Annotated in this window: 23 protein-coding genes and 1 pseudogene; 14 read left to right on the forward strand and 10 right to left on the reverse strand. The window is 63.1% G+C overall.

Translation table 11 applies throughout. From position 1 onward, the window contains the following. A partial coding sequence (locus ABDV78_RS16155) for an integrase core domain-containing protein (RefSeq protein ID WP_343528480.1) occupies positions 1-308 on the forward strand: 308 nt, incomplete at its 5' end. Positions 309-580: 272 nt separating this feature from the next. On the opposite strand, the gene ABDV78_RS16160 is transcribed toward ABDV78_RS16155, so the two are convergent. The 6 genes from ABDV78_RS16160 to ABDV78_RS16185 all read right to left on the reverse strand — a co-directional run bounded on the left by ABDV78_RS16160 (position 581) and on the right by ABDV78_RS16185 (position 4,922). Beyond that, on the reverse strand, positions 581-1,444 hold the full coding sequence (locus ABDV78_RS16160) for an MBL fold metallo-hydrolase (RefSeq protein WP_320452497.1): 864 nt from the start codon (positions 1,442-1,444) through the stop codon (positions 581-583). A gap of 20 nt (positions 1,445-1,464) precedes the next feature. Continuing rightward, positions 1,465-2,226, reverse strand: coding sequence for a glucose 1-dehydrogenase (locus tag ABDV78_RS16165; RefSeq protein ID WP_343528481.1), 762 nt, complete (start codon positions 2,224-2,226; stop codon positions 1,465-1,467). Between the two features lie 11 nt (positions 2,227-2,237). Beyond that, positions 2,238-2,765: a phenolic acid decarboxylase gene (locus tag ABDV78_RS16170; RefSeq protein WP_309658643.1), complete on the reverse strand. Its 528-nt coding sequence runs from the start codon at positions 2,763-2,765 to the stop codon at positions 2,238-2,240. Positions 2,766-2,800: 35 nt separating this feature from the next. Continuing rightward, entirely contained in the window at positions 2,801-3,103 is a 303-nt protein-coding gene (locus tag ABDV78_RS16175) for a DUF3861 domain-containing protein (protein WP_343528482.1), read from the reverse strand. Positions 3,104-3,169: 66 nt separating this feature from the next. Beyond that, positions 3,170-4,015 carry an SDR family oxidoreductase gene (locus tag ABDV78_RS16180; protein WP_343528483.1) on the reverse strand — a complete coding sequence of 282 codons (846 nt, stop codon included), beginning with the start codon at positions 4,013-4,015 and terminating at the stop codon, positions 3,170-3,172. Positions 4,016-4,133: 118 nt separating this feature from the next. Further along, a complete protein-coding gene (locus tag ABDV78_RS16185) occupies positions 4,134-4,922 on the reverse strand; it encodes a class III extradiol ring-cleavage dioxygenase (protein WP_343528484.1) in 789 nt (262 codons plus the stop codon). Positions 4,923-5,014: 92 nt separating this feature from the next. On the opposite strand from ABDV78_RS16185, the gene ABDV78_RS16190 reads away from it, so the two are divergent. After that, on the forward strand, positions 5,015-5,920 hold the full coding sequence (locus tag ABDV78_RS16190; RefSeq protein WP_343528485.1) for a substrate binding domain-containing protein: 906 nt from the start codon (positions 5,015-5,017) through the stop codon (positions 5,918-5,920). A gap of 163 nt (positions 5,921-6,083) precedes the next feature. On the opposite strand, the gene ABDV78_RS16195 is transcribed toward ABDV78_RS16190, so the two are convergent. Continuing rightward, on the reverse strand, positions 6,084-6,293 hold the full coding sequence (locus ABDV78_RS16195) for a hypothetical protein (protein ID WP_343528486.1): 210 nt from the start codon (positions 6,291-6,293) through the stop codon (positions 6,084-6,086). An 86-nt stretch (positions 6,294-6,379) separates the two neighbouring features. On the opposite strand from ABDV78_RS16195, the gene ABDV78_RS16200 reads away from it, so the two are divergent. Beyond that, positions 6,380-7,516, forward strand: coding sequence for a GGDEF domain-containing protein (locus ABDV78_RS16200; protein ID WP_343528487.1), 1,137 nt, complete (start codon positions 6,380-6,382; stop codon positions 7,514-7,516). A gap of 294 nt (positions 7,517-7,810) precedes the next feature. After that, a pseudogene (locus tag ABDV78_RS16205) lies at positions 7,811-7,936 on the forward strand (IS110 family transposase); the annotation flags it as partial. A gap of 458 nt (positions 7,937-8,394) precedes the next feature. Here ABDV78_RS16205 and ABDV78_RS16210 read toward each other — a convergent pair. Then, the gene (locus ABDV78_RS16210) at positions 8,395-8,796 is read right to left on the reverse strand and encodes a GAF domain-containing protein (protein WP_343528488.1); all 402 of its coding nucleotides are present in this window, start codon (positions 8,794-8,796) and stop codon (positions 8,395-8,397) included. Positions 8,797-9,410: 614 nt separating this feature from the next. On the opposite strand from ABDV78_RS16210, the gene ABDV78_RS16215 reads away from it, so the two are divergent. The 8 genes from ABDV78_RS16215 to ABDV78_RS16250 all read left to right on the forward strand — a co-directional run bounded on the left by ABDV78_RS16215 (position 9,411) and on the right by ABDV78_RS16250 (position 18,266). Next, on the forward strand, positions 9,411-9,491 hold the full coding sequence (locus ABDV78_RS16215) for a hypothetical protein (RefSeq protein ID WP_343528512.1): 81 nt from the start codon (positions 9,411-9,413) through the stop codon (positions 9,489-9,491). A 229-nt stretch (positions 9,492-9,720) separates the two neighbouring features. Next, positions 9,721-10,806: an efflux RND transporter periplasmic adaptor subunit gene (locus ABDV78_RS16220; protein WP_343528513.1), complete on the forward strand. Its 1,086-nt coding sequence runs from the start codon at positions 9,721-9,723 to the stop codon at positions 10,804-10,806. A 4-nt stretch (positions 10,807-10,810) separates the two neighbouring features. Continuing rightward, positions 10,811-13,951, forward strand: coding sequence for an efflux RND transporter permease subunit (locus tag ABDV78_RS16225; RefSeq protein WP_343528489.1), 3,141 nt, complete (start codon positions 10,811-10,813; stop codon positions 13,949-13,951). Further along, positions 13,951-15,348 (forward strand): TolC family protein, encoded by a 1,398-nt coding sequence (locus tag ABDV78_RS16230; RefSeq protein WP_343528514.1) that lies wholly within the window; start codon positions 13,951-13,953, stop codon positions 15,346-15,348. The genes ABDV78_RS16225 and ABDV78_RS16230 overlap by 1 nt, the downstream gene beginning before the upstream one ends. An 87-nt stretch (positions 15,349-15,435) precedes the next feature. Continuing rightward, complete coding sequence (locus ABDV78_RS16235; protein WP_332786270.1) at positions 15,436-16,134, forward strand: response regulator transcription factor; 699 nt, start codon at positions 15,436-15,438, stop codon at positions 16,132-16,134. Further along, positions 16,131-17,471, forward strand: coding sequence for an ATP-binding protein (locus ABDV78_RS16240; protein ID WP_343528490.1), 1,341 nt, complete (start codon positions 16,131-16,133; stop codon positions 17,469-17,471). The genes ABDV78_RS16235 and ABDV78_RS16240 overlap by 4 nt, the downstream gene beginning before the upstream one ends. A gap of 57 nt (positions 17,472-17,528) precedes the next feature. Next, positions 17,529-17,804 (forward strand): hypothetical protein, encoded by a 276-nt coding sequence (locus tag ABDV78_RS16245; RefSeq protein WP_343528491.1) that lies wholly within the window; start codon positions 17,529-17,531, stop codon positions 17,802-17,804. A gap of 54 nt (positions 17,805-17,858) precedes the next feature. Next, a complete protein-coding gene (locus ABDV78_RS16250; RefSeq protein WP_343528492.1) occupies positions 17,859-18,266 on the forward strand; it encodes an amidohydrolase family protein in 408 nt (135 codons plus the stop codon). Positions 18,267-18,738: 472 nt separating this feature from the next. Here ABDV78_RS16250 and ABDV78_RS16255 read toward each other — a convergent pair whose 3' ends face one another. Together ABDV78_RS16255 and ABDV78_RS16260 are read right to left on the reverse strand one after the other, a co-directional pair. Further along, positions 18,739-20,589, reverse strand: a complete 1,851-nt coding sequence (locus tag ABDV78_RS16255; RefSeq protein ID WP_343528493.1) for a methyl-accepting chemotaxis protein — start codon at positions 20,587-20,589, stop codon at positions 18,739-18,741. Between the two features lie 182 nt (positions 20,590-20,771). Next, positions 20,772-23,111 carry an EAL domain-containing protein gene (locus ABDV78_RS16260; RefSeq protein ID WP_343528494.1) on the reverse strand — a complete coding sequence of 780 codons (2,340 nt, stop codon included), beginning with the start codon at positions 23,109-23,111 and terminating at the stop codon, positions 20,772-20,774. A gap of 533 nt (positions 23,112-23,644) precedes the next feature. On the opposite strand from ABDV78_RS16260, the gene ABDV78_RS16265 reads away from it, so the two are divergent. Together ABDV78_RS16265 and ABDV78_RS16270 are read left to right on the forward strand one after the other, a co-directional pair. Beyond that, positions 23,645-24,073 carry a lysozyme inhibitor LprI family protein gene (locus tag ABDV78_RS16265; protein ID WP_343528495.1) on the forward strand — a complete coding sequence of 143 codons (429 nt, stop codon included), beginning with the start codon at positions 23,645-23,647 and terminating at the stop codon, positions 24,071-24,073. 421 nt (positions 24,074-24,494) lie between these two features. Further along, the gene (locus ABDV78_RS16270; protein ID WP_343528496.1) at positions 24,495-26,372 is read left to right on the forward strand and encodes an ATP-binding protein; all 1,878 of its coding nucleotides are present in this window, start codon (positions 24,495-24,497) and stop codon (positions 26,370-26,372) included. Positions 26,373-26,691 lie beyond the last annotated feature (319 nt).

A 26,691-nucleotide genomic window follows, 5' to 3' on the forward strand; every position in this document is an offset into this window, starting at 1 on the left:
GGGGGTCGCAATACGTGTCCATCAAGTACACCGAGCGCCTCGCCGAAGCCGGGATCGAGCCATCGGTTGGCAGCGTCGGCGACAGCTACGACAACGCTTTGGCCGAGACGATCAATGGCCTCTACAAAGCCGAGGTGATCCACAGGCGTGGGCCGTGGCGCAGCTTTGAAGCCGTCGAATACGCCACGCTCGAATGGGTCGACTGGTTCAACCATCGCCGGCTGCTGGAGCCCATCGGCAACATCCCGCCTGCCGAAGCCGAAGAGCAATATTATGCTGCCGCGGAGAACCTGGATATGGCAGCGTAACTCATAACCCACGGCCTCCGGCAAACCCGGGGCGGTTCAATCCCCGGCATCATTCCCCCTTGATGGCGAGATAATACGGATCGCGTAGGCTCCTGCAACTTCCATCGCCCCCCGTCTATCGGTCAAGACGGCTGGCGAGCGAGCCGACGCTTTCACACGAGGAACGGCCAACGAGACGGCTATCGCTCTCCCAATGGGATGGTGAAACGAGAAAGCCTTCTACGTCCCAATATCCCGCCCAAATGGTTTTTGGGAAGACACGAGAGCGCTCGTCAGATCACCGCCTCGCGATCACGCAAGGATTCCGGCCAGTCGCCGTCCCAGCGGTAATGATCCTTGAGGATGCGGGCGCTATATTCGAGGCAGATCCGCACCGGCAGGTCTGGGTAAAGCCTGTCCATCCGTGCAACGAGGTCGGCGGCATCCGCGCAACGTTCCAGTTCGCGGATGAAATCCGTCAGATACCGGCGGGTGAAGCCGATGCCGTCGGGATCATAGGGGCGGGTATTGGGCGCATGTCCGGGAATGATCGTGGTGGCGCCCAATGCCTCGAGCCGGTCGAGCGTTTCGAACCACGCCTGTCTCTCCTCGGGCGTTCGGGCATCGGCGACCCAGACATGTGCGTCCGAGAAGACGGTATCCGCGGCGATCAGCGTCTTGATCGTCGGAATCCACAGCGCGGCCGCATGGGCACAATCGCCGCGCATCAACCCCAGAATCTCGATCGCCTCGCCATCCACCGTCAGGTTCGTCTGGTCGATGCGCTCGACTGGCACCGCCGTCGTTGCACCGTTGCGGCCGAGGACGGTATCGCGCCAATGCTCGATCTTGAAGCCGAACGCGTCGTTGACCTCATCGGCGGCGTCTTTGTACGCCATCACGCGCGCGCCAGGAAACGCGGCCTTCACCACTTCCAGCCCGAGATAATGATCGGGGTGCATATGGGTGATGAAGATTTGTGTCAGGTCGCGGTCCACCTCAAGTATCTCGGCGACGAGGCGATGCGCGTTCGACAGGCTGAACTGGGAATCGACCAGCAGTGCCTCGGTCGGCCCATACACGATGGTCGATGACACACCGAAACCGTTATGCTGATCGCTGCTGATGAAGACTTTGGTTTGCAGGGAAGACGCCATGGTCTTGTCTCCTATGGAAATCAGTGGGAGGTCTGGCCACCATCGACCACATAGGTCTGGCCGGTGACGAAGGACGCGGCATCGGAACTCAGATATAGAACAGTCGTCGCTATCTCCTCGGGCCGGGCAGCGCGACCGATCGGGGAATTCTGGAGAAGCTTCTCCTTAAAGGCGGGATCGGCCAGCCAGCGTTCGGTCATCGGGGTCGCGACGAGGCCCGGTGCGACAGCATTGATGCGGATGTTGCGGGTCGCATAGTCGAGGGCGGCCGCCTTCGTGATCCCCACCACACCATGTTTGGCGGCGACATAGGGGGCCATGCCGGGATCGGCGACCAGCCCCGCCACCGATGCCGTGTTGACGATCGCTCCGCCGCCATTGCGCAACATTTGGGCGATCTGATATTTCATGCACAAGAAGACGCCGCGCAGATCGACGGCGATCGTGCGGTCGAAATCCTCGACGCTCATATCGGCAAGATCGGCGGTGCGGGGCAGAAGCCCCGCATTGTTGAAGCCGATGTCGAGGCGGCCATGGGTGTCGATGGCCGCCTGCACCAGCCCCTGGACCGACGCGTCCTGGCTGACGTCGGTCTTTACGAACATCGCCGATCCACCGGCGTCGGTAATGGCCGAGGCCGTATCGGCAGCGGCATCGTCGAAGTCGCCGATGACGACCCTGGCACCCTCACGGGCAAAGGCGATCGCGGTGGCGCGGCCGATGCCGGTGCTCGCCCCGGTGACGATCACGACCTTATCCGCGAAACGGGACTGGTGGGACATGGCGACCTCCCTCAGTTCGTGCGATCGAGGAAGCCGTCGGGAAGCTGTCCCGGCGCGGCATTGATCACGTCGTCATTGTCGGGGCCGCGCTGCTCCATGAAGGTGATCTTCGCGAACTCGCCGATGATGACGTACGGGTAGGCAGGACCCTCGTCGCGGAAGCGGTTCATGTCGGGGATGAAGTCGTTCTGGTAGCAGATCGTCTTTTCGGGATGCTGGCCTTCGCCCGCGATCCATTGCGGGAAGAAGATCGTGCCGTGGATCAGGCGCCGTTCGATATCGAAATACAGGCTTACGCAGGTGCCGGTCGGCTCATGCCAGTCGGCCTTGTACATGCCGGGCGCAAGCTGGACGAGGTCCATCGTCTGGTTCGTCACCCAGCGACCGCCGACCAGACCCTGGTGGATGCGATAGTCGCAGGTGGTCGCGTTGCGGGCATACCATTCGTACCGCCAGCCATTGGCATAGGTGTAGATGAAATGGTTGCCGATGAAGGCGGCGAGGTCGTTGGGCAGGTCGAGGCCGAGGTCGGTATTCATGTCGGTTCTCCTTGTGGTTTGATGTTTCGAGAGGATCAGGCGCGGCTCTGCGCCGCAGCGGGCGCGGATTTCAGCCGTTTCATGAAAGCGCCGATATGCGGTTGAAGCTCAGCGAACGGCGCGTCCTTGCGGTGGCGGAGCAGCACTTCGGTGAAGAGCTTTAACCCGATCGCGAATTCGGTCGCTTCCTTGGCGGGGACGACACCGCGCGCGGATATTTTTTCGATGATGTCGAACAAGTCGTCGTGATTGACGATGTCGGTGTGGACCCGGCGGCCGGTGGGCGCGCCTGACGCTTCGTCAAGCGCCTCCAGCGTAACGCGGAAGGCATGCGGCATGGCTTTGGCTTTCGAAAAATCGTTGCGGGAGCGAACCGATCGGGGGATGCCCGACCCGCTCGGCGATCAGGCCAGCGAAGCCCGCACGGCGTCGGCCAGCGAGGTGGTTGGCCTGCCGATCAACCTGGAAAGCTGGCGACCATCGTCGAACAGCGCGCCCTTCGAGGCGGCGACGTCATATCCCGCGATCGCCTGTGCCACTTCGGCGGGAAGGCCCGCATCCTGCAACCGATGCGCATAATCGTTCGGCGGCAGATCGTCATAGGCGATCTCCCGCCCCGTCTGACGGGTAACCTCGGCTGCGAGATCCGCCAGCGTCCACCCATGGTCGCCAGCCAGTTCATAGGTTTTGCCGACATGATCCGGGACGCTGGCGGCGATGGCCGCCGCCTCGGCATAATCGGTGCGGGAGGCGGATGAAATCCGGCCTTGGCCGGCACTGCCGATCAAGGCGCCCACCGCGAGCGCACCCGGGATCGCACCCGTGTAATTCTCGGTATACCATCCGTTGCGTAGCAGGGTTACGGGGATGCCGGACGCGGCAAGTGCGGCTTCAGTGTCCCGATGCTCGACCGCCAGGTCGAGCGACGATGTGTCCGCATGGAGCAGGCTGGTATAGACGATCCGTCCGACGCCGGCCTGTTTCGCCGCTGCAATCACGTTGCGATGCTGCGCGCTACGCTGTCCGACTTCACTCGACGAAATCAGCAACAGCGTCCCGATGCCCGACAACGCATCGGCAAGCCCATCGGGCGTGGCATAGTCGAATGGGCGCACGGAAACGCCGAGCTTGCTGGCCTTGTCCGGCGATCGTGCCAGCGCGACGATGTCGTCGATCGCGACCCGCTGCTTGAGTGCGGCAATGACGAGGCGACCCAATTGTCCGGTCGCGCCGGTGACGGCAATGGTCATGATTTACTCCTCCAGTCATAACAGGCGATGGGCGGGAGATGTGACGATCGGGCCCCGGGCGAACCGGCATCGCGCCCTTTGGCGATCGTCGGAATCATCTCACGCCTCCTCGTTGCGATCAGCCGAAGCGGAAACCGGAAATGGCGGTTTCCAGCACGCGCTCGCCATAGATCCGCTCGCCGGGTGCATCGTCCCCCGCCCCCGCCGCCACCATCAGCGGCAGCAGATGCTCCTCCTTCGGATGGGCGAAGCGGGCGGCGGGAGCGTTTTCCCACGCCACGAGTGCCTGCGCTCGGGCAGGTCCGGGCTGGCGGATCGCGTTGCCCAGCCAAGCGTCGAACGCCTCCGACGGGACGGTGGAGCGCGGGTCACCATAACCGCGCATGTTGTGAAAGCTCATGCCCGAACCGATGATGAGCACGCCTTCATCGCGCAGCGGCGCGAGAGCGCGGCCGGCTTCGACCGCCCGAGCGGGATCGAGCCTATGGTCGATCGACATCTCCACCACCGGAATCGCGGCGTCGGGCAGCATCACCTTCAGCGGTACGAACACGCCGTGATCGAGGCCACGGTCGGGATCGACCGACGCGATGAACCCGGCATCGCGAAGCAGTCCCGCCGCCCGCTCCGCCAAAGCCGGGTCGCCCGGCGCATCGTAGCCGAGCCGATATGTATGGGGCGGGAAGTTGTAATAGTCGTAAATCAGCGATGGCCGCGCCGCGCCGGTGAAGGCGAAGCCGTTCGTTTCCCAATGTCCGGAGACCACCAGAATGGCTCGTGGCGCCTCGGACAGCCGGTTGGGCAGGTCCCGCAGGAACTTTGCCATATTGGTCCAGACACCGGCGGGGTCGTCCATGAAGAAGCACGGGCCGCCACCGTGGGGAATGAAGAGGCTGGGCTGTCGCATGGTGTGTCCTTTCGAACCACCAGATGGCGCTCGCCATCATCAATGATAATGATCAGATTCGTCGAATCACTATCTACTCATGGTATAAGATCATGGATCGCCTGATCGGTATCGAAGTCTTCGTCCGCGCCATTCGCAGTGGCGGCCTGTCGGCGGCCGGGCGACAGATGCGCCTGTCGCCCACGATGGCGGGACGGCATCTCGACGCGCTGGAGGCGCGCCTCGGCACGACGCTCGTTACGCGTACCACGCGACGGCTCGTGCTGACCGAGGCGGGAGCCGCGTATCTCGAGCGCGCCGAGCGCATCCTGTCCGAGTTGGAGGAAGCCGACGCCGATGCATCCGCCGTTTCGCACAAGGTCGAGGGGCTGCTCAGGGTCAGTTCGCCGATGACGTTCGGCACGCTGCACGTCGCCCGGCTCGCGGCCGCGTTTCATGAGCAGAACCCCGGCGTCACGATCGAATTGGGACTTAGCGATCGCTATGTCGACCTGCTCGAGGAGCGCTGGGACATGGCGATCCGTATCGGTCGCCTTTCGGACAGCAGCCTGGTGGCACGCCGGCTCGCCACCATGCGGCTCGCGATTTGCGCCGCTCCCGCCTATCTGGCGCGATACGGCACGCCCGAGCGGGCCGATGATCTCGCTTATCATGTCTGCCTGGGGTTTACCCTGAACGAGGCGACCGGCTCGGCCTCCTGGGGCTTCGGTCCCGACGGCGGCAAGCGCGTGGCCGTTCGCGGACCGCTATGCGCCAACAACGGAGAGGCCCTCGTCGCCGCTGCCGTGGCGGGACAAGGGCTGGTCTATGGACCCCGCTTCATCGCGCAACCGGCACTCGAACGCGGCGATCTCGTCGAAGTGACGCTGGCGGAACCGCTGGTCGACTTGGGCGGTGTTTTTGCGGTGACCCATCCGACCCGCCATCCGCTCGCGAAGACCCGTGCCTGGATCGACTTCCTCGCCCGCCAAATTCCCGTACTCGCGATCGGATGGTAAGGTCGATACCTAGTTTGTCTGAATGCCGATGACACGCTCCCGATTCCAAACTGCCGCGCTAGTGCAATATCGCCTTCGAAGGGCACGCCCGCCTCGGAAACGAAGGCCCGGCGAGACGGCCAGGGCAATCCCAGTGGGATCGAGTTATGGGGAAGCGCTTCTTCTAAGCGACACGCCATGATGCAGGGACCCGTTCGTCGCGCATCATGTCGAACAGCGCGTCATCCTCAGGTGTCAGCGGTATGCCTTCGATCGCGAGGTTGGCGCGGGCGTCCTCGTCGTCCTCGCGCCACATCACGTCTTGGGTCGGGCTGCCGCGCACATAGTCCAGCGCACGGACCTCGCGGTGGAGCGTGTCGAGGTCGATCGTCATGACACTAACCCTTTCTTAGTAAAGCGCTGGCAAAATGCCATTTTAATCTCGGGCACCTGAACCGAATACAATCCAGCAGGTCCTGCATGATGAAGCTTTCGCCACGGGTCAGCCCTGACGTGTACAAGGCCCTGACCGTCGATCTTGCCTACAGTGCCTTGCCGACCACGATAATGGGCGCAACGCTGATCGTCGTGGCGATCGTGGCCGGGGGTTACGACGGCGATCCGATCCTGATTCTGACCGCCTGTTGCGGCGGCGCGGCGGCGATCGGCAAGCTGGCCCTGATGGGATGGCAGAGACGGCTGGCGCGGGTGGACGGCATCGATTTGGCGGAGGCACGGCGCTTCCAGGTTCGCCATAGCGTCGCGACGCTGGTCATGGCGGCGACGGTCGCCGGCACCGCGTCCCGGATGTTCCTGCATCCCCGCGTCGAATGGCATGTCCTGGCGGCGGCATTGTTGTTCGCCTACGGCTCGGGCGTGGTCGGCCGGCTGAGTATCCTGCCGGCGCTGGCCTTGCCGGCGCTGGTGACGGCGGCGGTGCCGGTCATCGCGGCGTGTGCTACCTGGGGCGACACGGCGCACCGGCTTACCGCGCTGATGTTCGCGATATTCCTGTTCGGCAGCTTCGAAACCGTCCGTTATATCCACCGGCGGGCGGTGCGTCACATCGCGACCGAACTCGACATGGCAACGCTCGCGCGGAACGATCCAATGACGGGCCTGGCGAACCGGCTTGGCTTCCGCGAGGCGTTCCGGACGAAGGCGCTCCATCCGACCGGCCCGCTGGCGTTGCACTGCCTCGATCTGGATGGGTTCAAGGGGGTCAACGACCGTCTTGGCCATGCGGCGGGCGACGCGCTGCTCGTCGAGGTCGCCCGCCGGCTCGTCACGGCTGCGAGCGGATCGACCGTGGCCCGGCTGGGCGGCGACGAGTTCGCGATTCTTCAGCACGGGATCGGCCATGTCGATGACGCGAAGGCCGTTGCCGATGCCGTGATCGCGGGGTTGCGCGAGCCCTTCGAGATCGCGGGGACGACGGTGCGGATCGGTGCCAGCCTTGGCTTCACGGTCGCGGCGCCGGCGACAGCGGATTTCGATGCGATGCTGCGCACGGCCGACGCGGCTTCCTACCGGATCAAGCGCGCGGGCGGCGGTGCTGCCATGTCGCGGCCGGACGACGGCTTTCCCGATGACGGGGTGACGGACAAAGCTGCCTGAATTCTCAGGCAAGCGGTACTGGACAGCCAAGGATGCACGCCCACGATCATGGCGCGCTCCTCAGCCAGGCGAGGGCTTTGGACGTGCGCGACGATCTCGCGCCGTCGCCCAGGCGTCAGAGCTTTTTTGCCAGCACGTCCTGCAAGATGTGCTTGAACCACAAGCGGGTCTATCGGCTCTACGGGGAGGACGGTTCGGCATCTGGAAGTTCAATCGTCGTGGGCGCGCCCGCAACAACAAGCTGCTTCGCTATGACGGCCCGGCGCATCTGCTGACAATGGCAGCCGACAGCCGTGGCTAGCGCGACTGCTCGAGCGCAAGCCGGTGAAAATCGCGACCGTCGGGCTCGCCAACAAGACAGCGCGCATCGCCTGGGCGGTGATGGCGCGCAAGGAGGTCTACACGGCGGCTGCCGCGTGACCGCTGTCCTCGCCGACCACTGAGCGGCCGGCAGGATGGTGTAAGGGCAGCTGAGTGGTGATGACAAACCGGTCAGACCGGGGATCGAACAAACCCAGGGGAGCAGAGCGCTTCGAGCGCGATGACGTGGTTAGGGATTCGATCCGCGGACTTCATCAGGGCCAGCAGCCATACGGTGCTGCACGAACAGGCCGAACACATGGATGCACCCGATCGGTGCTCATCGCCGCACGAAAACTCTTGCACCGCAGGGGTCGTCCACACGTGCTCCCCGTCTTGTTACCATTCAGACGTAGAATCCTTGGTGTTCATGCTTGAGTGTTGACCGGCTATCTGAGCGGAGGTGCGCCCGCCGAGCTGGGAGTGGGGCCTGACGGTGTTGTAGTCGAGGCGCCAAGCTGCCGAAGCCGAAGAGCAATATTATGCTGCCGCGGACATCATCGATATGGCATCGTAACTCACAACACATGGCCTCCGGCAAACCCGGGGCGGTTCAGGCCTTCGGGGCGCGCCTTCGTGTCGATCACGCAGATCCGTCCGACAACGCCCCCAGAGCGGATGATAAGCGGTGCGCCCGCTTGGAAGCGGAACGCCCGCTCGCCCGCTACCAGCGGGTTCGCCGCAGTGCGGGGATCGCGCGTCAGGTCGGGAACAACCAGCATTTCGGCTTCGTCCACGTCGATCTGACATACCGACTGGGCAATCTCTGTCTGACATACGTCGAGACCCACACGCGCCTTGAACCACTGTCGATCGTCATCAAGCAGGCTGATGAGCGCGATCGGCGTGTCGCAGGTGCGAGACGCGATGAACACGATGTTGTGGAACGCCTGCTCTTCAGGAGTGTCGAGTACCTCCAACTCCTTTAACGCACCCGCACGGCGCGAAGCCTGACTTTGCGACAATACCCCGCCCTTCCAACCGCTTGGCCGTCCCCCCGGACTTCCGATCCCGCATAGCCTTAGCCGCGCTTACCAATCAACCGGGCTGCTTCCAGCATAACGGACGCGATCTGCGGTAAAGCAGCATACGCTTGCGTCGAAACCGAACGATTACGACGCCCGCTTTATCAGCCGCTTACTGCGGCAGTGACCCAAGTGATGTTGCTCCTGCATTGAGCGCGGCAGGAGGCAGGCAGAGCATCGGGACTCCATCAGAAGGAGTGCTGCCATGACCACCCTCGTTCCTGTTGCCGTCAGCCCGCTACGCCAGCGTCTCATCGACGAGATGGAGATACGGCGCTTCGGCCGTGAGATGCAACGCAACTACATCCGCGATGTCGGCCGGCTTGCGACGTTCCTGGGGCGCTCACCGGACACCGCAACAGCGGAGGACGTCCGGCGCTTCCAGATCGAGCAAGGCGAGCTGGATGTCCCGGCGCCGACCATGAACGCCATCGTGTCGGCGCTGCGGTTCGCCCCGCCTGCCGTTCGGTACCGGCTTCAATTGGACCTCTCCGTTCGCTCCACTTCGCATCGATCTGGCAAAGGCAATTCTGAAGCAGCACGGCGACGACACGAAGCTCGTCACCTTCAACGTCGGTACACAGCTCTGAGATGGGACTGTCGATAAGAATGTAGCCGCCCGTTACAAATCCATACAAGGCCTGACACCCTCGCCGTATTCGGTCGATCAGACGGTTCCTAAGCGGGCACATCTGATCGGAGCGTTCGATGTTGCCCTTGCCCCCGTACCGGAATGCCTGTCTCCATGCCGCGCGCGGGATGCGCGCCCTGTCGGCGCGGCCTATGCGGTCGCCCGCCTGCCTCGCCCTGTTGCTCGCCATGTCGGCGTGCGGCGGTGGCGGCGGTGGAGCGGGACAGCCGCCGATGGCCGAGGCCGAGGTGGGCGTCGTTACGCTCACGGCGCAGCCGGTGACGACCACCGCCGAGCTGACCGGCCGGACGAACGCGACCAAGACCGCCGAGGTGCGCCCGCAGGTCGACGGCATCATCAAGGCGCGCCTGTTCGAGGAAGGCTCGGTCGTCCGCGCCGGGCAGCCGCTCTATCAGATCGATCCGCGCGTCTACCTCGCCGCCCGCGACCAGAGCGCCGCGCAGCTGGCGAACGCGCAGGCCGCCGCCGTGACGGCGCAGGCCAAGGCCCGTCGCTACGGCCGCCTCCAGAATGCCGATGCGGTCGCTCGCCAGGACGTCGACGACGCAGTCGCCGCGGCGCGCGAGGCGGAGGCGAGCGTCCGGCAGTACCGCGCCGCCCTGAACAGCGCGAACGTCAATCTGGGCTTCACCCGCATCGTGGCACCGATCAGCGGCCGGATCGGTCGTTCGCTCTTCACGCAGGGCGCCCTCGTCACCACGGGCCAGACCGACGCCCTGGCGACGATTTCCCAGCTTGACCCCATCTATGTCGATATCCAGCAATCCTCCACGGCGCTGCTCGACCTGCGCGCGAACCTGGCGCGCAACGGCATGTCGAAGAGCAAGCCGAAGGTGCGATTGATCCTGGAGAATGGCCGCTATTATCCGCTGGAGGGGACCATCGAATTCGGCGAGGTCACCGTCGACACCAGCACCGGCACGGTCACGGTCCGCGCACGCTTTCCCAACCCGGAAGGTCTGTTGATGTCGGGCATGTTCGTCCGCGTGTCGGTGCCCCAGGTCACCATCCAGAACGCCATCTTGGCCCCGCAGCAGGGCATCACCCGCGATGCCAAGGGCAATGCGACCGCGCTGGTGGTCGATGGAAACAACAAGGTCGTGCAGCGCACGCTCGTGACCGGGCAGGCGATCGGCAATCGCTGGCTCGTCACCTCCGGGCTGAAGGCGGGCGACCGGCTGATCGTGCAGGGCACCGACAAGGCGCAGCCCGGCGCGACCGTGAAGCCCGTTACCGTCAAGCTCGGGAACTGACGCGATGGGCATCAGCCGTTTCTTCATCGATCGCCCGATCTTTGCCTGGGTGATCGCGATCGTCATCATGCTGGCGGGGATCGCCGGCATCATGAGCCTGCCAATCGCGCAATATCCCGACGTCGCACCGCCGACGATCTCGATCCGCGCGACCTATAACGGCGCTTCGGCCGAGACACTCGAAACGAGCGTCACCCAGGTCATCGAGCAGCAGCTGACCGGGATCGACGGGCTCCAATATTTCTCGTCCTCGTCGGACAGTTCGGGTTCGGTGACGATCACCGTGACCTTCACCAAGGGCACCGATGCCGACACGGCACAGGTGCAGGTCCAGAACAAGGTCCAGCAGGCCGAGGCGCGCCTGCCCTCCGCGGTGACGCAACAGGGCGTGACGGTCACGAAATCCAACAGCGACTTCCTGTTAATCGTCGCGGTCTATGACAAGACCGACAAGGCATCGGCGTCCGACGTCGCCGACTACCTGGTCAGCCATTTCCAAGACGATCTGGCGCGCGTCGCCGGTGTCGGGCAAAGCTCGGTCTTCGGGGCGCAATATGCGATGCGCATCTGGCTGGACCCGGCGAAGCTGGCGGGCGTGCAGTTGATGCCGTCCGACGTGCAGAGCGCAATCCAGGCGCAGAATATCGACGTGTCGGCGGGCCAGATTGGGGCGCAGCCCGCAGTCAAGGGGCAACAGCTGAACGCGACAGTCCGCGCCAAGTCGCGCCTGCAGACCCCTGAACAGTTCCGCGACATCGTGGTGAAGACCGGCACCGACGGTTCAGTCGTGCGACTGGGCGACGTCGCCCGGGTCGAGCTGGGCCAGGAAAGCTATACCTCCTCGGCCGAGTTGAACGGTCACCCGGCGGCGGGCATGGCCATCCAGCTGGCCACCGGGGCCGATGCGCTGGAAACCGCCAGCGCAGTCAAGGCACGGGTCCAGGAACTCGCGGTCGGCATGCCCGCAGGCTACACCATCGCCTATCCGCGCGACACCAGCGCGTTCGTCAAGCTGTCGGTGAAGGAAGTTATCGAAACGCTCGCGATCGCGGTCGTGCTGGTCGTGGTCGTGATGTTCCTCTTTTTGCAAAGCTGGCGCGCGACGCTGATCCCCGCCATCGCGGTGCCGGTGGTCCTGCTCGGCACGTTCGGCGTGCTCGCCGCTCTGGGCTATTCGATCAACACGCTGACGCTGTTCGGCATGGTGCTGGCCATCGGCCTTCTCGTCGACGATGCGATCGTCGTGGTGGAGAATGTCGAACGGGTCATGGACGAGGAAGGGCTCGGCCCGCACGATGCGACGCTGAAGTCGATGGGCGAGATCGGCTCCGCCCTGGTCGGCATCGCACTGGTGCTGTCTGCCGTCTTCTTGCCCATGGCCTTTTTCGGAGGCGCGACTGGCGTCATCTATCGCCAGTTCTCGGTCACCATCGTATCCGCGATGATCCTGTCGGTGATCGTGGCGCTGGTGCTGAGCCCCGCGCTGACCGCGACGCTGCTCAAGCCGAACCAAGTCGAGGCGTCGAAGCGTCCCGGCTTCTTCGGTCGCTTCAACCGCTGGTTCGACCGCTCGACCGATCGCTATGTCGACGGCACCGCGCGGGTCGTGTCGCGCTCGCGCATCCATCTGGGCATGTTCGGGATCATCCTGGTCGTGATGGGGGTGCTCTTCGTGCGGCTGCCGACCAGCTTCCTGCCCTCCGAGGATCAGGGGCAGATCATGATGATGTTCACGCTGCCCGCCGGCGCCACCGCCGAACGCACCGATGCCGTGCGCGATCAGATCCAGGACTATCTGACCAAGAACGAGTCGAAGAACATCGTCAGCACCTTCAGCGTGACCGGCTTCGGCTTCAACGGGTCGGGTCAGAATACCGGCCTGGCGTTCGTCAGCCTGGCCCCCTTCGACGAGCGCAAGGGGCGCGATCAGAGCGCCGATGCGATCATCGGCCGTGCGATGCAGGGACTTTCCAACATCCGCGACGCCACGATCATCCCGTTGAACCCGCCCGCGATCTCCGGCCTGGGGCAATCCAGCGGCTTCACCTTCGAACTGCTGAATTCCAGCGGCATGGCGCGCGACAAGTTTGTGGCGCTCCGGGACAAGCTGGTCGCGGCGGCCAACAAGGATGGCAAGCTCGCGCGCGTGCGGGCCTCGACCCTGCCGGACACGCCGCAGCTGCGTATCACGCTCGACGACGCCAAGCTGGCGGTCCTCGGGCTGACCGAGGACAACGTCACTAACGCGCTGTCGGGCGCGTGGGGCGGCGTGTACGTCAACGACTTCGTCGATCGCGGCCGAGTGAAGCGCGTCTATATGCAGGGCGACGCCCCCTACCGAATGCTGCCGAGCGATATCGACGGCTGGTTCGTGCGCACCTCGTCGGGAACGATGGTCCCGTTCTCTGCCATCGCGACATTGTCCTGGGAAAAGGGACCGACCAGCGTCGGGCGGTTCAACGGCCGTTCCTCCTACGAAATCCAGGGCGAGGCCGGGTCGGGTGCGAGTTCCGGCGAGGCGATGACCGAGATGGTCAAGCTGCAGCAGCAACTGGCACCGGGCACCAGCTATGCCTGGTCGGGCCTGTCGTTCCAGGAACAGCAATCGAGCGGCCAGGCGCCGATGCTCTATGGCCTGTCGATCCTCGTCGTCTTCCTCTGCCTGGCGGCCCTGTATGAAAGCTCGTCGGTGCCGTTCGCGGTCCTGCTGGTCATCCCGCTGGGCGTGATCGGCGCGGTGCTGGCGGTCACGGCGCGGGGGCTGGACAACGACATCTATTTCCAGGTCGGGCTGATCACCACGATCGGGCTTGCCGCCAAGAACGCGATCCTGATCGTCGAGTTCGCCGAAGAGGCGCGGCGTGCGGGCAAGGATATCGTCCACGCCGCGCTGGAAGCGGCGCGGATGCGCCTGCGGCCAATCCTGATGACCAGCATCGCCTTCATCTTCGGCGTCGCGCCCTTGGCGTTGGCGAGCGGAGCGGGCGCGAACAGCCGCATCGCCATCGGCACGGCGGTGATCGGCGGGATGCTGACCGCCACGGCCCTGGCGATCTTCTACGTCCCCATGTTCTTCGTCGTCGTCACGCGGCTGTTCCACCGCAATGCCCAGACGAATGCCAAGCCCCAAGGAGAGGAATCATGATGCGGCTTCGCGGACTCGCGCTGCTCGCCGGTGTCTGCTCGCTCGCCGGATGCGACATGGCCCCTAAATATGTCCGCGCGGTATCGGACTCGGTGCCCTCGCAATGGCCGCAGGGCGCCGCCTACCCCCCCGCCACCGCAAGCGAGGTAGGCATGACGTGGCAGCAGCTCGTCGTCGATGTCAGGCTGCGGCGGGTGATCGATGCGGCGCTGACGCACAACCAGGACTTGGCCGCTGCCGTCGCCAACGTCGCCGCCGCACGGGCGCAGTATCGCGTGCAGCGCAGTTCCCAGTTTCCGACGCTGTCGGCCGGTGCCAGCGCCTCCGTCCAGCGTCCGATCGCGGGGGGCCAGGGCGGCACGACGACCGCGACGAACGTCTTCTCGGCGGATGTCGGGATCAGCGGGTTCGAGATCGACCTGTTCGGGCGGTTGAAGAACCTGTCGCGCGAAGCATTCGAACAATATCTCGCCAGCCAGAGCGGCGCGCGTTCGACCAAGCTGAGCGTCGTCGCCGAGACGGCCACCGCCTATGTCACGCTGGCGTCCGATCGCGATCTGCTGGCGGTCGCGCAGCGCCAGGTGGCGAGTGGCCAGCGCAGCGTCGCGCTGACCGAGGACCTGCACCGGAACGGTATCGTCAGCGGTGCCGACGTTGCGGATGCGCAGACCATCCTGCAACAGGCGCTGTCCGACGTCGCCACCTATACCACCCAGGTCGCCCAGGATCGCAATGCGCTGGAACTGCTGGTCGGGCGTCCGGTGGACGACGCCGATCTGCCCGCCTCGCTGGCCGATCTGGAGAAAGGCATCGGCGTGCCGCAGGCCGGGCTGTCGTCCACGGTGCTGCTCGCCCGGCCCGATGTGGTCGAGGCCGAACATCAGCTGAAGGCGGCCAATTACGATATCGGCGCGGCGCGCGCCGCCTTCTTCCCGACGATCTCGCTGACCAGCCTGGTCGGTCTGGCCACCAATGCCCTGTCGAGCCTGTTTTCGGGATCGGGCAGCTACTGGTCCGCCGCGCCGGGCGTCAGCGTGCCGATCCTCGGCGGGACCAATCGCGGGAACCTCGCCTATTCCCAGTCCCAGCGCGACTATTACCTCGCCACCTATCGCAAGACGGCGCAGACCGCCTATCGCGACGTCGCCGATGCCCTGGCGCGTCGCGGCACGATCCAGGCCCAGCGCGAGGCGCAGGCCCGGCTGGTGGCTGCGGCACAGAAAAGCTACGGGATCAGCGATGCGCGCTACCGCGAGGGGATCGACAGCCTGATCACCGCCCTCGTCGCGCAGCGCACCCTGTATTCGGCGCGACAGACCGCCACCACAACCACGCTGGCCGACCTGTCCAATCGCGTCGCCCTGTATCTGGCGATCGGCGCCGACCAGAGCCTGTGACGCGGCTTTTCGCCAGCCGGGGCTGGCACGCCGGTACGGAGAATGGCTAGGATGCCTGCCGAAGCCGACGCAGCGAAGGAGGAGTCCATGTCCGCCACACCGCCCCATCTGCTCGTCGCCGACGACGATGCGGACATTCGCGAACTGGTTCGCGAGCAGCTGGCGCGGGAGGGCTTTCGGCTGAGTTCGGCGGGCGACGTGGCGGGGATTCGGGCCGCCGTCGCCGCCGACCGGATCGATCTGATCGTCCTCGACCTGGGGCTTCCCGATGGTGACGGGTTGCAACTGTGCCGCCAGCTGCGCGCCGAGGGGTTTGCGGGCGGGATCATCATGGTCACGGCGCGAGACGGCGCGATCGACCGGGTGTTGGGACTGGAACTCGGCGCGGATGATTATCTGACCAAGCCGTTCGAACCGCGCGAGCTGACCGCGCGGGTCCGCAACCTGCTGCGCCGCATGCCCACCCGCCACGCCGAGCCGCGTACCGCGCGGTTCGGCGGCTGGACGCTGGACCTGTTCAAACGCCGGCTGATCTCTCCCGACGACAGCGTGGTGATCCTGTCCACCAACGAATTCGACATCCTGCGCGTCCTGGTCGATCATGCCGGTCAGCCGATCTCGCGCGAGGAATTGCTGCCCCAGCGGGCGGCGACCGCCGCGTTCGACCGGGTGATCGACAATCAGGTCAGCCGCCTGCGCCAGAAACTGGCGCCCGACGGCGAGCAGCTGATCCTTACCGCACGCGGGCAAGGCTATCTGCTGGCCGCCGACGTGCAGTTCGAATGAACCGTCTGGGACGCTTCTTCGGGTCGCTGGCGGGGCGCATCGCCCTGCTGCTGGCCGGGGGAACGATGCTCGCCATCGCGGTCTCGCTCTTCGTTGCCGAAAAGAGCCGCGACGTCGACTTTCGCCGCATCCAGGGCGAACGGGTGCTCGCCAGCGCCACGGATGTCGTCGCGCGCCTGAAACGCGACAGCGATCGCACCATGGGCGCGCTGGCCCATGACCAGATCATCGGTGCGACCCTGGTACGCCAATCCGTCCCCGCATCGGCGATCAGCCATGCCCCGGACAGCCAGCAGGCCGAACGGGCCGCCGCGATCGGAGCGACGCTGGCGCGTGTCACCCCGACCGTCTGTATGAAGAGCAACCCGTTCTGGCGGCGCGAGCGGGTCGCGGGCTTCGAACGGCTCGTGCCGCCCGATTGCTGGATGTTATCCGTCCGGGTGGCGGGGACGCCGGTCATCATCGCGCTCGACCTGCCGCCGGTGCCCAAGCCTGCAAGCTCGTTCGCCGCGCCGCTGTTCCTCCTGATGATGGCGGCGTCGTGCATCGGGTTGTCGCTGGTCGCCGGGCGGATCGCGACCGCGCCCTTGCGCCGTCTGGTCGCCGCCTCCCATGCCTTTGCCCGGTCGATCGACGCTGATCCGGTGCCCGAGACCGGCCCGATCGACGTGCGCGAGGCGCTGGCCACGTTCAACGTCATGCAGGAACGCGTCCGGTCGGGGCTGGGCGAACGCACCCGGTTGCTCGCCGCGATCAGCCACGATCTTCAGACCCCGCTCACCCGGCTGCGCCTGCGCCTGGAGAATGTCGAGGATGCCACCCTGCGGCAGCGACTCGTCGGCGATCTGGCCGCCACACTGGCCATGGTGCGCCGCGGCCTGGAGCTGGCGCGCGGCGCCGACAGCGCCGAGGCCTGGTCGGTGGTCGATCTCGACTCGCTGCTGTCGAGCATGGCCGACGATGCGGTCGATGCGGGGCACGACGTCCATTTCGCGCATGGCTGCGCGGCACGGGTCCGGGTCAAGCCCGACGCGTTGTCGCGATGCCTGGGCAACCTGCTGGACAATGCGGTCAAATATGGTGGCCGCGCCGAGATCGCCTGTACGAAACAGCAGGGCGAAGTGCGGATCACGATCCGCGATCGCGGCCCCGGCATGGAGCCGGAACTGCTCACGCGCGCGTTCGAGCCATTTATCCGCGGCGATGTCGGGCGCGCGACGGGCGAAGGCACCGGGATCGGCCTGGCCATCGCACGCGCACAGGCGCAGGCGATCAACGCCACACTAACCTTGACCAATCATCCAGGCGGCGGACTGGAGGTCGTTCTTGTGCTATAGGTGGCTCCGTCAAACCAGATGCACCGGCTGGTAATCGGGGCAGGGCGGGCCGGGGTCATGCCCCCTCCGCGAAAGCCAGCCTCGCCGTTCCGCTACTTCAACTCCTCGCCTGAGGTGATCCGGCTGGCGGTGCTGATGTACTCACGGTTTCCGCTCAGTCGGCGGAACGTCGAGAACCTGCTGTTCGAGTACGGGATCGACATCTGCCACGACACGGTGCGGTTGTGGTGGAACAGGTTCGGTCCGCTGTTCGCCAGCAACATCCGCGGCCAGCGGGCAAGGCGGATGCGCGGTTTTCGTCTCTGCTCTGGCACTTGGACGAGATGGACGTGAAGCTGAACGGCGAGATGGTCTGCCTATGGCTAGCGGTTGATTACGAGGGGTGAGATGTTGGAAAGCTACATCACCGTGGACTGTACCGCAGATGATTACCGGCGTTGGCAGGCGACAAGGCCAACGCTCTCGGCCTGGATCAAGCGGATGAATGATGGGGGTGTGCTGCCGGTGAGCCGCACCGACCTGACGAAAGAGTGGATCGCACCCGGCGAGGAGCTGCACCAAGAGCTTGAACTGCTCGCGGAAGCTGGTCTGTCGCCCAATCAGATCCTGCGCTTGACCGGGGCGAACGCGGCTGAAGCTCTTCATCGAAGCGACGTGAGGGTTATTGAGACAGGCCGGCGCGCGGATCTCGTGCTGCTCTCGGCCGATCCTGGCAAGCCGATCTCGAACACTCGGTCGATCGTATGGGTCATGCAGGGCGGTCGCATAGTGCCCCGCGCCTCACCCAAACCGTGACTGTCCTTTATCAAGCTGCGCAGTTAGTACAGCTTCCCGTGTGAGAACGACCAACGAGACGGCCTGGGCTGTCTCGTATGGGATCCCACAGCGGGAAGGTGGCCCTGCTAAAAGCGCCGAGAGGCGACCGGAGCATCAGCTTTCCCAAAATCTGTTCCCGATTGCTATTTCCCGAAATCGGCTTTCGAGCATGGGGAAACGGGAATGGTGGGGTTAAACAAATGGCCGCTTTCGGGAAGAGCGATGGCCGCCTGAGCGGCCAAGTTTGGGCGATACCGGCCGCCCTCCCCTCCGCCACGACGACCCAAAGCCGGACATTAACGCCCTTTCTAGACTTCCCGATATCAGCCGTTTGTTAAGCCAAGGGGCAGGCACCGACGTGAGCTATTTGGCGGTCAAGCAATAGCTGGAATGGGGAAGCTCGGGGAAATACACTCGAGCGCCCCCTGCCCCACAAACCGTCAGACTTCTGTCAAAATTCTGACCAACCGTCCTGCACCACGGTAAGCGCAGCCTTACCAACATGACGTGCGGAAGCTGAGGTAGCTATCGTCTGACTAGGCGTGGCAGCCCGTTGTTGAAGTTCATGCACGGCGGGTGCGACGGGACGACCGTTGGCCACCTTGAAGCGCCTTACCTGGCGGGACAACTCATCCGCTTCCGTCGATAGAGACCGCGCCGCAGCGGTTGCCTCCTCAACCATCGCGGCATTCTGTTGGGTGACGCCGTCCATCTCGGCGACGGCAGTGTTGACCTGCTGCAGCCCCGTCGCTTGTTGTGCCGCAGCCGAGGCAATGTCCGAAACAAGCGTATTGATCTCGCCAATCCGCCCGGTGATGCGGGTCAGTGCGCTACCCGCCTGCTCGACCAGTTGGACCCCGGCATCGACCTGCTGGGTAGAAGCGGTAATCCGCTCTTTGACGTCCTTGGCCGCATCGGCCGACCGCTGAGCGAGTGCCCGGACTTCGGAAGCCACCACCGCAAAGCCCTTGCCCGCATCGCCTGCGCGGGCCGCCTCGACCCCGGCGTTCAGCGCCAATAGATTGGTCTGGAAGGCGATGCCGTCGATTACCGAAATGATCTCGCTGATCTCATTCGACGAACGCTCGATACCATGCATCGCCGCAACAGCTTGGCGAACTACATCGGCGGACTGGTCGGCATCGGTGCGGGTTTCGGTAACAACCTGATTGGCGCGCTTGGCATTCACGGCGGTTTCGCGAACCGTCTCGGTAATCTCGTGCATGGCAGCGGCCGTCTCCTCCAAGCTCGCCGCCTGCTGCTCGGTCCGCTGAGACAGATCATTGGACGCCTGGCGGATGTCGCTCGCACCGTTGTTGATGCCGCTTGTCGCATCGGTTACCGCTGCCATCGCGTCATTCATCGCAACTAATGCGTGATTGAAATCGGTACGGAGCTTGGCGAATGGCCCCGTAAGATCGGTTTCGATCCGCGCGGTCAGGTCACCGTTGGCCAGCGCGCCTAGCCCTCGCCCCACGCTCTCGACGATCAATGTCGTCTGGGCTGCCTTGGCCTCATCAGCCGCGAGCAATCGCCCACGTAGGTTGTTCAAGGCCCCGGCCAGGCGCCCAACTTCGTCTTGGCGATCGTGATCGACTGACGTTACCGACATGTCGCCACTGGCCAATGCCGTAAGGCCTGAGGTGACCTGAGTTACCGGACGTGCGATCTGCCGGACAAGCAGAAGCAATATGCCGACCAAGGCTGCGCATGCCATCACGACGACTAGCGCGAGCAGCGTAACGACGTGGGTGTGGAGTTCGGCAGCGTCCTGACGCTGCTGCCCCGCCAGCTTCATTTCAAAGGTTACAAGCGAGCTGATACGATCTGACAGCTCGTCAAACAACACCTGACTGCGCCCCCTCATGATAGCGGTCGCCTCCTCATTGCGGTTTAGCCGCGACAGGGCGATGAGTTTCTGATGCTGCTCGAGATAGGAAATCCACTCCTGGTGGAATGCCGTCAAAAGTTGACGAGCCTCAGGCCGCACTATGGTTCGGTCGAGCACCGCGTAATTCTTGTCCACGATATTTTGCGCAGCAGTGATCTTTCGCTCGGCAGCTGACATGTCGACGGACTGTGTTGCCAAAATATGCTGCACTTCCGCTATCCGGAAGTCGGACGTCGCAGTGTCGATTTGCTGAGCGGCGACTGTCTTTGGCATGAGGTCATTCGACACATAGTCGATGGCCCGGTTCATGTTACCGATTTGCACAGCCGAAAAACCTGCCACGCCGCAAAGGACCATAGCGATTATGAGGAACGCAACGGCGAGCTTTTGTGGAATTGAAATGTTTTTCATGAGGCCATCCATTCAGGTAGCTCGCCTCCTAACAAACCAATGTAAATCAATTATCTATGAAAAATATGTAATGACCGCGGACGGCAGACGAATTAGCGCATGTCGTGACGGCGCGAATATTAATATGGACTGCCCCGCTTTTTAGCCGCTGCCTATCTACTCGATGCGCTCCTCCCTGTGCGTCAAGCCGCTCTATCGGCATGGACGTAATGGGGCATTCCCATGTCGACCAGCGGGATGAGCGGACGGCCGATGTGGTATCCCTGCACGGCGTCGCAACCAATTTCCCGGCACAAGGCAAGTTGCTCCGATGTCTCGACGCCTTCGGCATGGGTGACGACACCCAGCTCGCGTCCAAGCGTGACAGTCGCGCGTAAGACCGCCATCGAGCGCGGATCACTCGCCGCACGCAGCACGAAGCTGCGATCAATCTTGATCCGGTCGAAGCACAGATCGCGTAGATGTGAGAGCGACGATTGCCCGGTCCCAAAGTCATCCAGCGCGATTTTAAAGCCGAGTTTGCGAATACGCTCCAATCGGCCAGCGACCTTCGCAGGGTCACGGATGAGCGCAGTTTCGGTGATTTCGATCTCCAGCCGCTCGGCTGCCAATCCATTGGTCATGACAGCCTGCGTGAGGTGGTCGAGCAACGCGTCCGATGCCAGCTGCGCCGCCGAAACGTTGACCGCCACGTACAGATGGGGCGACCACCCCGCCAGGTGTCGACACGCTTCTGCGATCACCCACCGCCCGATGTCGTCGATCAGGCCTGCATCCTCGGCGATGGGGATGAAGACTTCAGGCGAGATCCATCCTCGTTCGGGATGTTGCCAGCGCAGCAGCGCCTCATAGCCGCAGGTGATCCCGGAAGCGAGGTCGGCGATTGGCTGAAAGGCCAAGCGGAAGCCGCCGCCTTTCACAGCATCGTGAAGGCCGTCGACGATCTCCTGTCGCTTCCGGAGCGCCTCTGTCATGGCGTGCTCGTAAGGATGCGCGCGACGACGGCCCGCACGTTTGGCGTCGTAGAGCGCGAGGTCTGCACGCCTCACCAGTTCCTCACCCGACAGCCCGGGCTCCCACTCCGCTACACCGATGCTGCATCCCGGCAGCAGGCGATAGCCGTCAATGGTGACGGCATGCGACATCTGGGTCACTATGTCGGTGGCGAGTGTCGTGGCTTGACTGATCGGCAAGGCCATCACGACGGCCATCTCATCACCGCCCATACGGGCGACGAAGCTGTCCGGGCCAACCAAGCGACGCAGGACTGCCGCGCAATGGACCAGCAGCTTGTCGCCGATGCCATGACCAAAGGTGTCGTTGACCTCCTTAAATCCATCAAGGTCAATGAGTAGCAGGCTGAACGTCTCCGCTTTGCCGATCATGGTCGACATGTGATCCTGAAGTGCCCGGCGGTTGCCGAGATTGGTCAGGACGTCATGATGCGCATGATAACTCAGCTTGCGGCTGGCCTGCCGTTCGACCGTCACGTCGTTGAACGTCAGAACCACGCCTTGCTCGATTACCGGCCGACATTGCATGACATAGGTCCGGCCGTCCTCCATTTCGCATTCGCGGCCGAAAGGCTCACCGGAATGAACCCAGGCCTTCATCGCCTGGCCGACAAGGGTCCGTTTGTCGGGATGCCAGTTTCGGTACCGTGCAATGGTGTCCAGAAAGGTGTCGATGGTCACGCCGGTTCGAAGCGCCTCGGGCGGCGTATCGAACAGGGTCAGGAAACGCTTGTTGTACTGGCGAAGCCGCCCCGCCTTGTCGATAAAGACCAGGCCGTCCGACATACTCTCGATAACAGCTTTAAGCGTCTGCGCTTCCCGCTCGCGCCGCAACCGTGCCTGTGAGGCAGAAAGGGCGCCACCCAGGCAGGCGATCGAGACGGCAAAGGCGGTGCATGCCGCGATGAGGCTTGGCGACATGGCACTGCCATGGATCTTGGCTAGGGGTGCGGTCACCGCGTCCCCGCCGAGGCTGATAAAATGGATGGCGCACACAGCGCCAACAAAAGAGATGCCGGTCGCAAGCCGTGGGAAATTGGACGAGCGACGAATTTGCCAACCGATCAGGATCGCTGTGCCGATGAGCACGCCGATCAGGTTTGTCATGGTCGAAAATTGGTGGCCGCAGTCGACGAGTGCCGACAAGCCGACGGCATGCATACACCAGATACCCGCTCCTGCCGTCACGGCGAGGACGATCTGCCTGCGTCGACGCTCGACCCTAGCAAGCGCCGCGATTGGCAGGCCGACCAGAAGGATGCCTACTGCAGCGGAAATCGCGGTGCGATCCGGTGCATAAGTCAGGATCAGATCAGGACGATAGGCCGTCATCGCGCTGAAATGGGTCGACCACACCCCCAACCCGGCAGCCAAGGCCAAGCCTGTATCGCGCCAGCCGATTGGGCTGATGCGGGCATGGCGAATTTCCGCCGTAAGTAGTGCCACCAACCAGCCCGAGGTCAGGCAGATGCCGATGGCGACCGCCAGAAGGTAAGCGGAATAGGGCAACAGGGAGGATATCAAGGGACGCCCATCGCAGCAGCAGGTGTGGTTGCGGCTATTCCATCTCCTGGTTAACAATCTATATCAGCTTAATGCTTCGTGGTTGGCCATGCCTGCAAAGAGTGGCCTATTCCGGTACTGGTTGGCAGCAGTGATGCGTGAGACGTACTGCCGCTGTAAGGGCAGCAGCGGCAAGGATGCCATGATGACCCATAATCGGTCATTGGGCGCGCCTCACCGGCTTCCCGTATTCTGCCATTCGTTCATATCAGAGTCAGCGCATCTTCCGCCGTCCCGCTGGTTGGATGAACGTCCGGCGTGGGTGGAAAGCAGATGGGCAGTTTTCGGCCGCTCTCTGAGAAACCTGTCACCGAACGCGCCCGCCAAAAGCATCAGATTTTTGCGTCCGCGGTTACTCAGCTTTTTCTGCCGTTCTCTGGCCGATACAAAATCCGTGAGTTTTGAATCAAACAAAAAGCGATCTTTCGTTTTTAATCTAGCGGGTTAAGAGTCCGTAGCCCACTCGAAGGAGAAATCCCGTGCTGTCCCTCATGGCTCTGGCAATGATTATTACTGACAGCTCCGGCCCCACTCCCTGCCCCGGCAAAACAACGATTGAAGTAAATGCCTGCTTCGCAGCCCGCTTCGTTGAGGCAGATGCTGATCTAAACCGCTATTACAACATGGCAATTCAGAGAGCTCGTAAAGAAAGCGGAACCGACGCAGCCCACGGTCTTGTACAAGCCGAACGATCATGGCTCTCGTATAGGGAGGCCGAATGCAGCGCTGCCTATGAAAAATATCGGGGCGGTACGATCAGAACGAGTATGGAAAATGGGTGTCGTATACGCCTGACACATATCCGCACTTATATGATCTGGCGCGACTGGTTGACCTATCCAGATAGCACACCGCCTTTGTTGCCGCGGCCCGCCATCGATAATGCCCTGTCAGATGGTCGCGGATAGCGGAGCTGCTCTAAACGGTATCACCCAGAAGCGGATGCTCAGACTGTCCTGCCTGCTCTTTAGAATCAGCCGCCTTTTCACGCCCTCTCTTGTCGCCGCACAGGAGATTGAGCTGAGACACTTCGCCGGAAAACACGATTATCACTCCGCCAACCTGCCTTTACTTCTCAATGAAACTGAGTCAGCCTGCCCGCCTGTTATTGTAAATTTCGGGAGCTGCTCAGTTTCGACTGGACCGACTTCGATGCGGAGTGGATCGAGACAAAGACGGTCAGCTGTACTCCGGGATGGGTAGGGTGGAACCGGCGCATCCGACGCAAGACTTGCGCGGTCTAGTGGCTGCGCGACGTCCTCCGTCTTGCTCTGCCGCGCGGATATTATAGACCTTTAAACGGACTATGATCGACAGGGGGAAAACAGGATGCGTCTTGTTAAGTTGCGGCTGGAAAATTTCCGGTGTTACGAACAGGCGATCGCAATCGAATTCGGAGACATGACGACGATCGTCGGTCGCAACGACGTCGGCAAATCCGCCATTATGGACGCCCTCGCGATCTTCTTTGACGAAGCGAAACTGGACAAGGATGATGCCTGCCTGACGGGCGATCGCAAAGCCGTTCGCATCACCTGCGAGTTCGATGATCTTCCAGAAAAATTGGTCCTCGATGCCGACTTCGAGACCACTCTTGCGGCAGAGCATCTTCTCAATAGCGATGGACGGCTCGAACTGCGAAAGACCTACGACGGCTCGCTTGTGACGCCCAAGTTGATCGCGGTCGACGCGGTCGCCCGCCACCCCGGAGGAGAGGGCGTCTCGGACCTGTTGCAGCTCAGAAAATCGGAACTGATCCAGCGTGCAGCGGCGCTCGGCATCGATCTCGCGGATGTCAACAAGCAGGCTAATGCGCCGATCCGCGCCGCAATCCGTGATGGCGTTACCGACCTGGAGATCGGCGACGCGCTGGTTCCGCTATCGGAAAAAGAGGGAGCAAAGCAGCTGTGGACGGCCTTGGCACCGCATCTGCCAGCCTTTGCTCTTTTCAAGGCTGACCGCGCCAGTACCGATCAGGATTCTGAGGCACAAGATCCTCTCAAGGCGGCGATCAGGGACGCGCTCAAGGCGGTGGAAGCCGATCTCGCTCAGATCCAAGTGCGGGTCGAAACAGAGGTCCGACGTATCGCCGACGCCACGGTCCATAAAATACGGGAGATGGACCCCTCGCTCGCGGAAACGTTGAATCCCATCATATCGGTGAAGAAATGGGACACGCTTTTCCAGACCAGCATCACCGGCGAGGAAGGCATCCCGCTCAACAAGCGGGGAAGCGGCGTCAAAAGGTTGGTACTCCTAAATTTCTTCCGGGCTAAAGCCGAGAAAGCGGCCACCGAGCAGCACCATGGTTCGATCATCTATGCAATCGAGGAACCCGAGACCAGCCAACACCCGCGCAACCAGCGAATGCTGATGGCCGCACTTTCGGATCTGGCGACCCATGCCGGCCGGCAGGTCGTCGTCACCACGCATACGCCGATGCTCGCGCGCGCCGTTCCTGACGACACGCTCCGCTTCATCGAGCGCCAACCCGATGGTACAAGAGGGGTCGAAAATGGCGGCGGTGCGGTCAATGGCAAGATCGCTAAGTCGCTCGGCGTGCTGCCAGATCATAGCGTCAAGCTGTTCGTGGGCGTGGAAGGGAAACATGATATCGCCTTCTTGAAGGGTATCAGCCGCGCATTGATCGCCGATGGTGTGGACGTGCCCGATCTTGAACAGCTCGAGGTCGCCGGCGCGCTCATTTTCTTTCCGTTCGGCGGCAGCAATCTAGCGCTGTGGACATCCCGGCTGCAAAATCTTAATCGCCCCGAGCTTCACCTCTATGATCGAGACAATGTCCCTCCGGCGGCCGGAAAGTACCAGATTCATGCCGATGAAGTGAACCTGCGCGACGGCTGTGTCGCCTTAACGACCAATCGTCGCGAAATGGAAAATTATCTCCACCCCGCCGCCATCTCCGAGGCCTATCGGGATCATCAGATCGCGATCGCCTTCGCCGGCCTCTTTGCCGAGTTCGACGATGTGCCGAGCTTAGTGGCTCAGGCCGTCCATGCGGCTCAGTCGCCAAATCCTTGGCCGGCGCATGACGCTGTCAAATGCGACCGCAAGGTTAGCAAGGCCAAGACGCTGTTGAACAATGGTGCCGTGTCCAAGATGACGGCGGCGAGGCTCACCGCGTGCGACCCTGCGAACGAAGTGATCGGTTGGCTGCAGAAAATCGCGGAGATGGTCGCTGTCGATTAATGCGCCGACGAACCCCGCCGATGCCTCTCGGCGGGATAGTCCCCTACGTCAAGGATGAGGGAAACCTAATAGCCTCATCACAGCCGCGAAAAGTTGCCCGCAGGCACCTTAGGGCATTCACGGGGTGCGTGTGCTGCTCCCGGGCGGCTAAACGAGTATCTGGTCTTGTGGCGTTCAGCTGTACGGCACGGCGAGTCTGCGTTGCCCGATATCACAAACGGCTCTGCTTTGACGCCCAAGAAAGCACGCAATCGCTTCTGCCGCTAGTGAGTGCACCTGATGGACGAACTCTCAGCTTGTCGCTAAGCTTCAACGCTTC

It is taken from the genome of Sphingomonas sp. (assembly GCF_039594485.1).
Taxonomy (GTDB): domain Bacteria; phylum Pseudomonadota; class Alphaproteobacteria; order Sphingomonadales; family Sphingomonadaceae; genus Sphingomonas.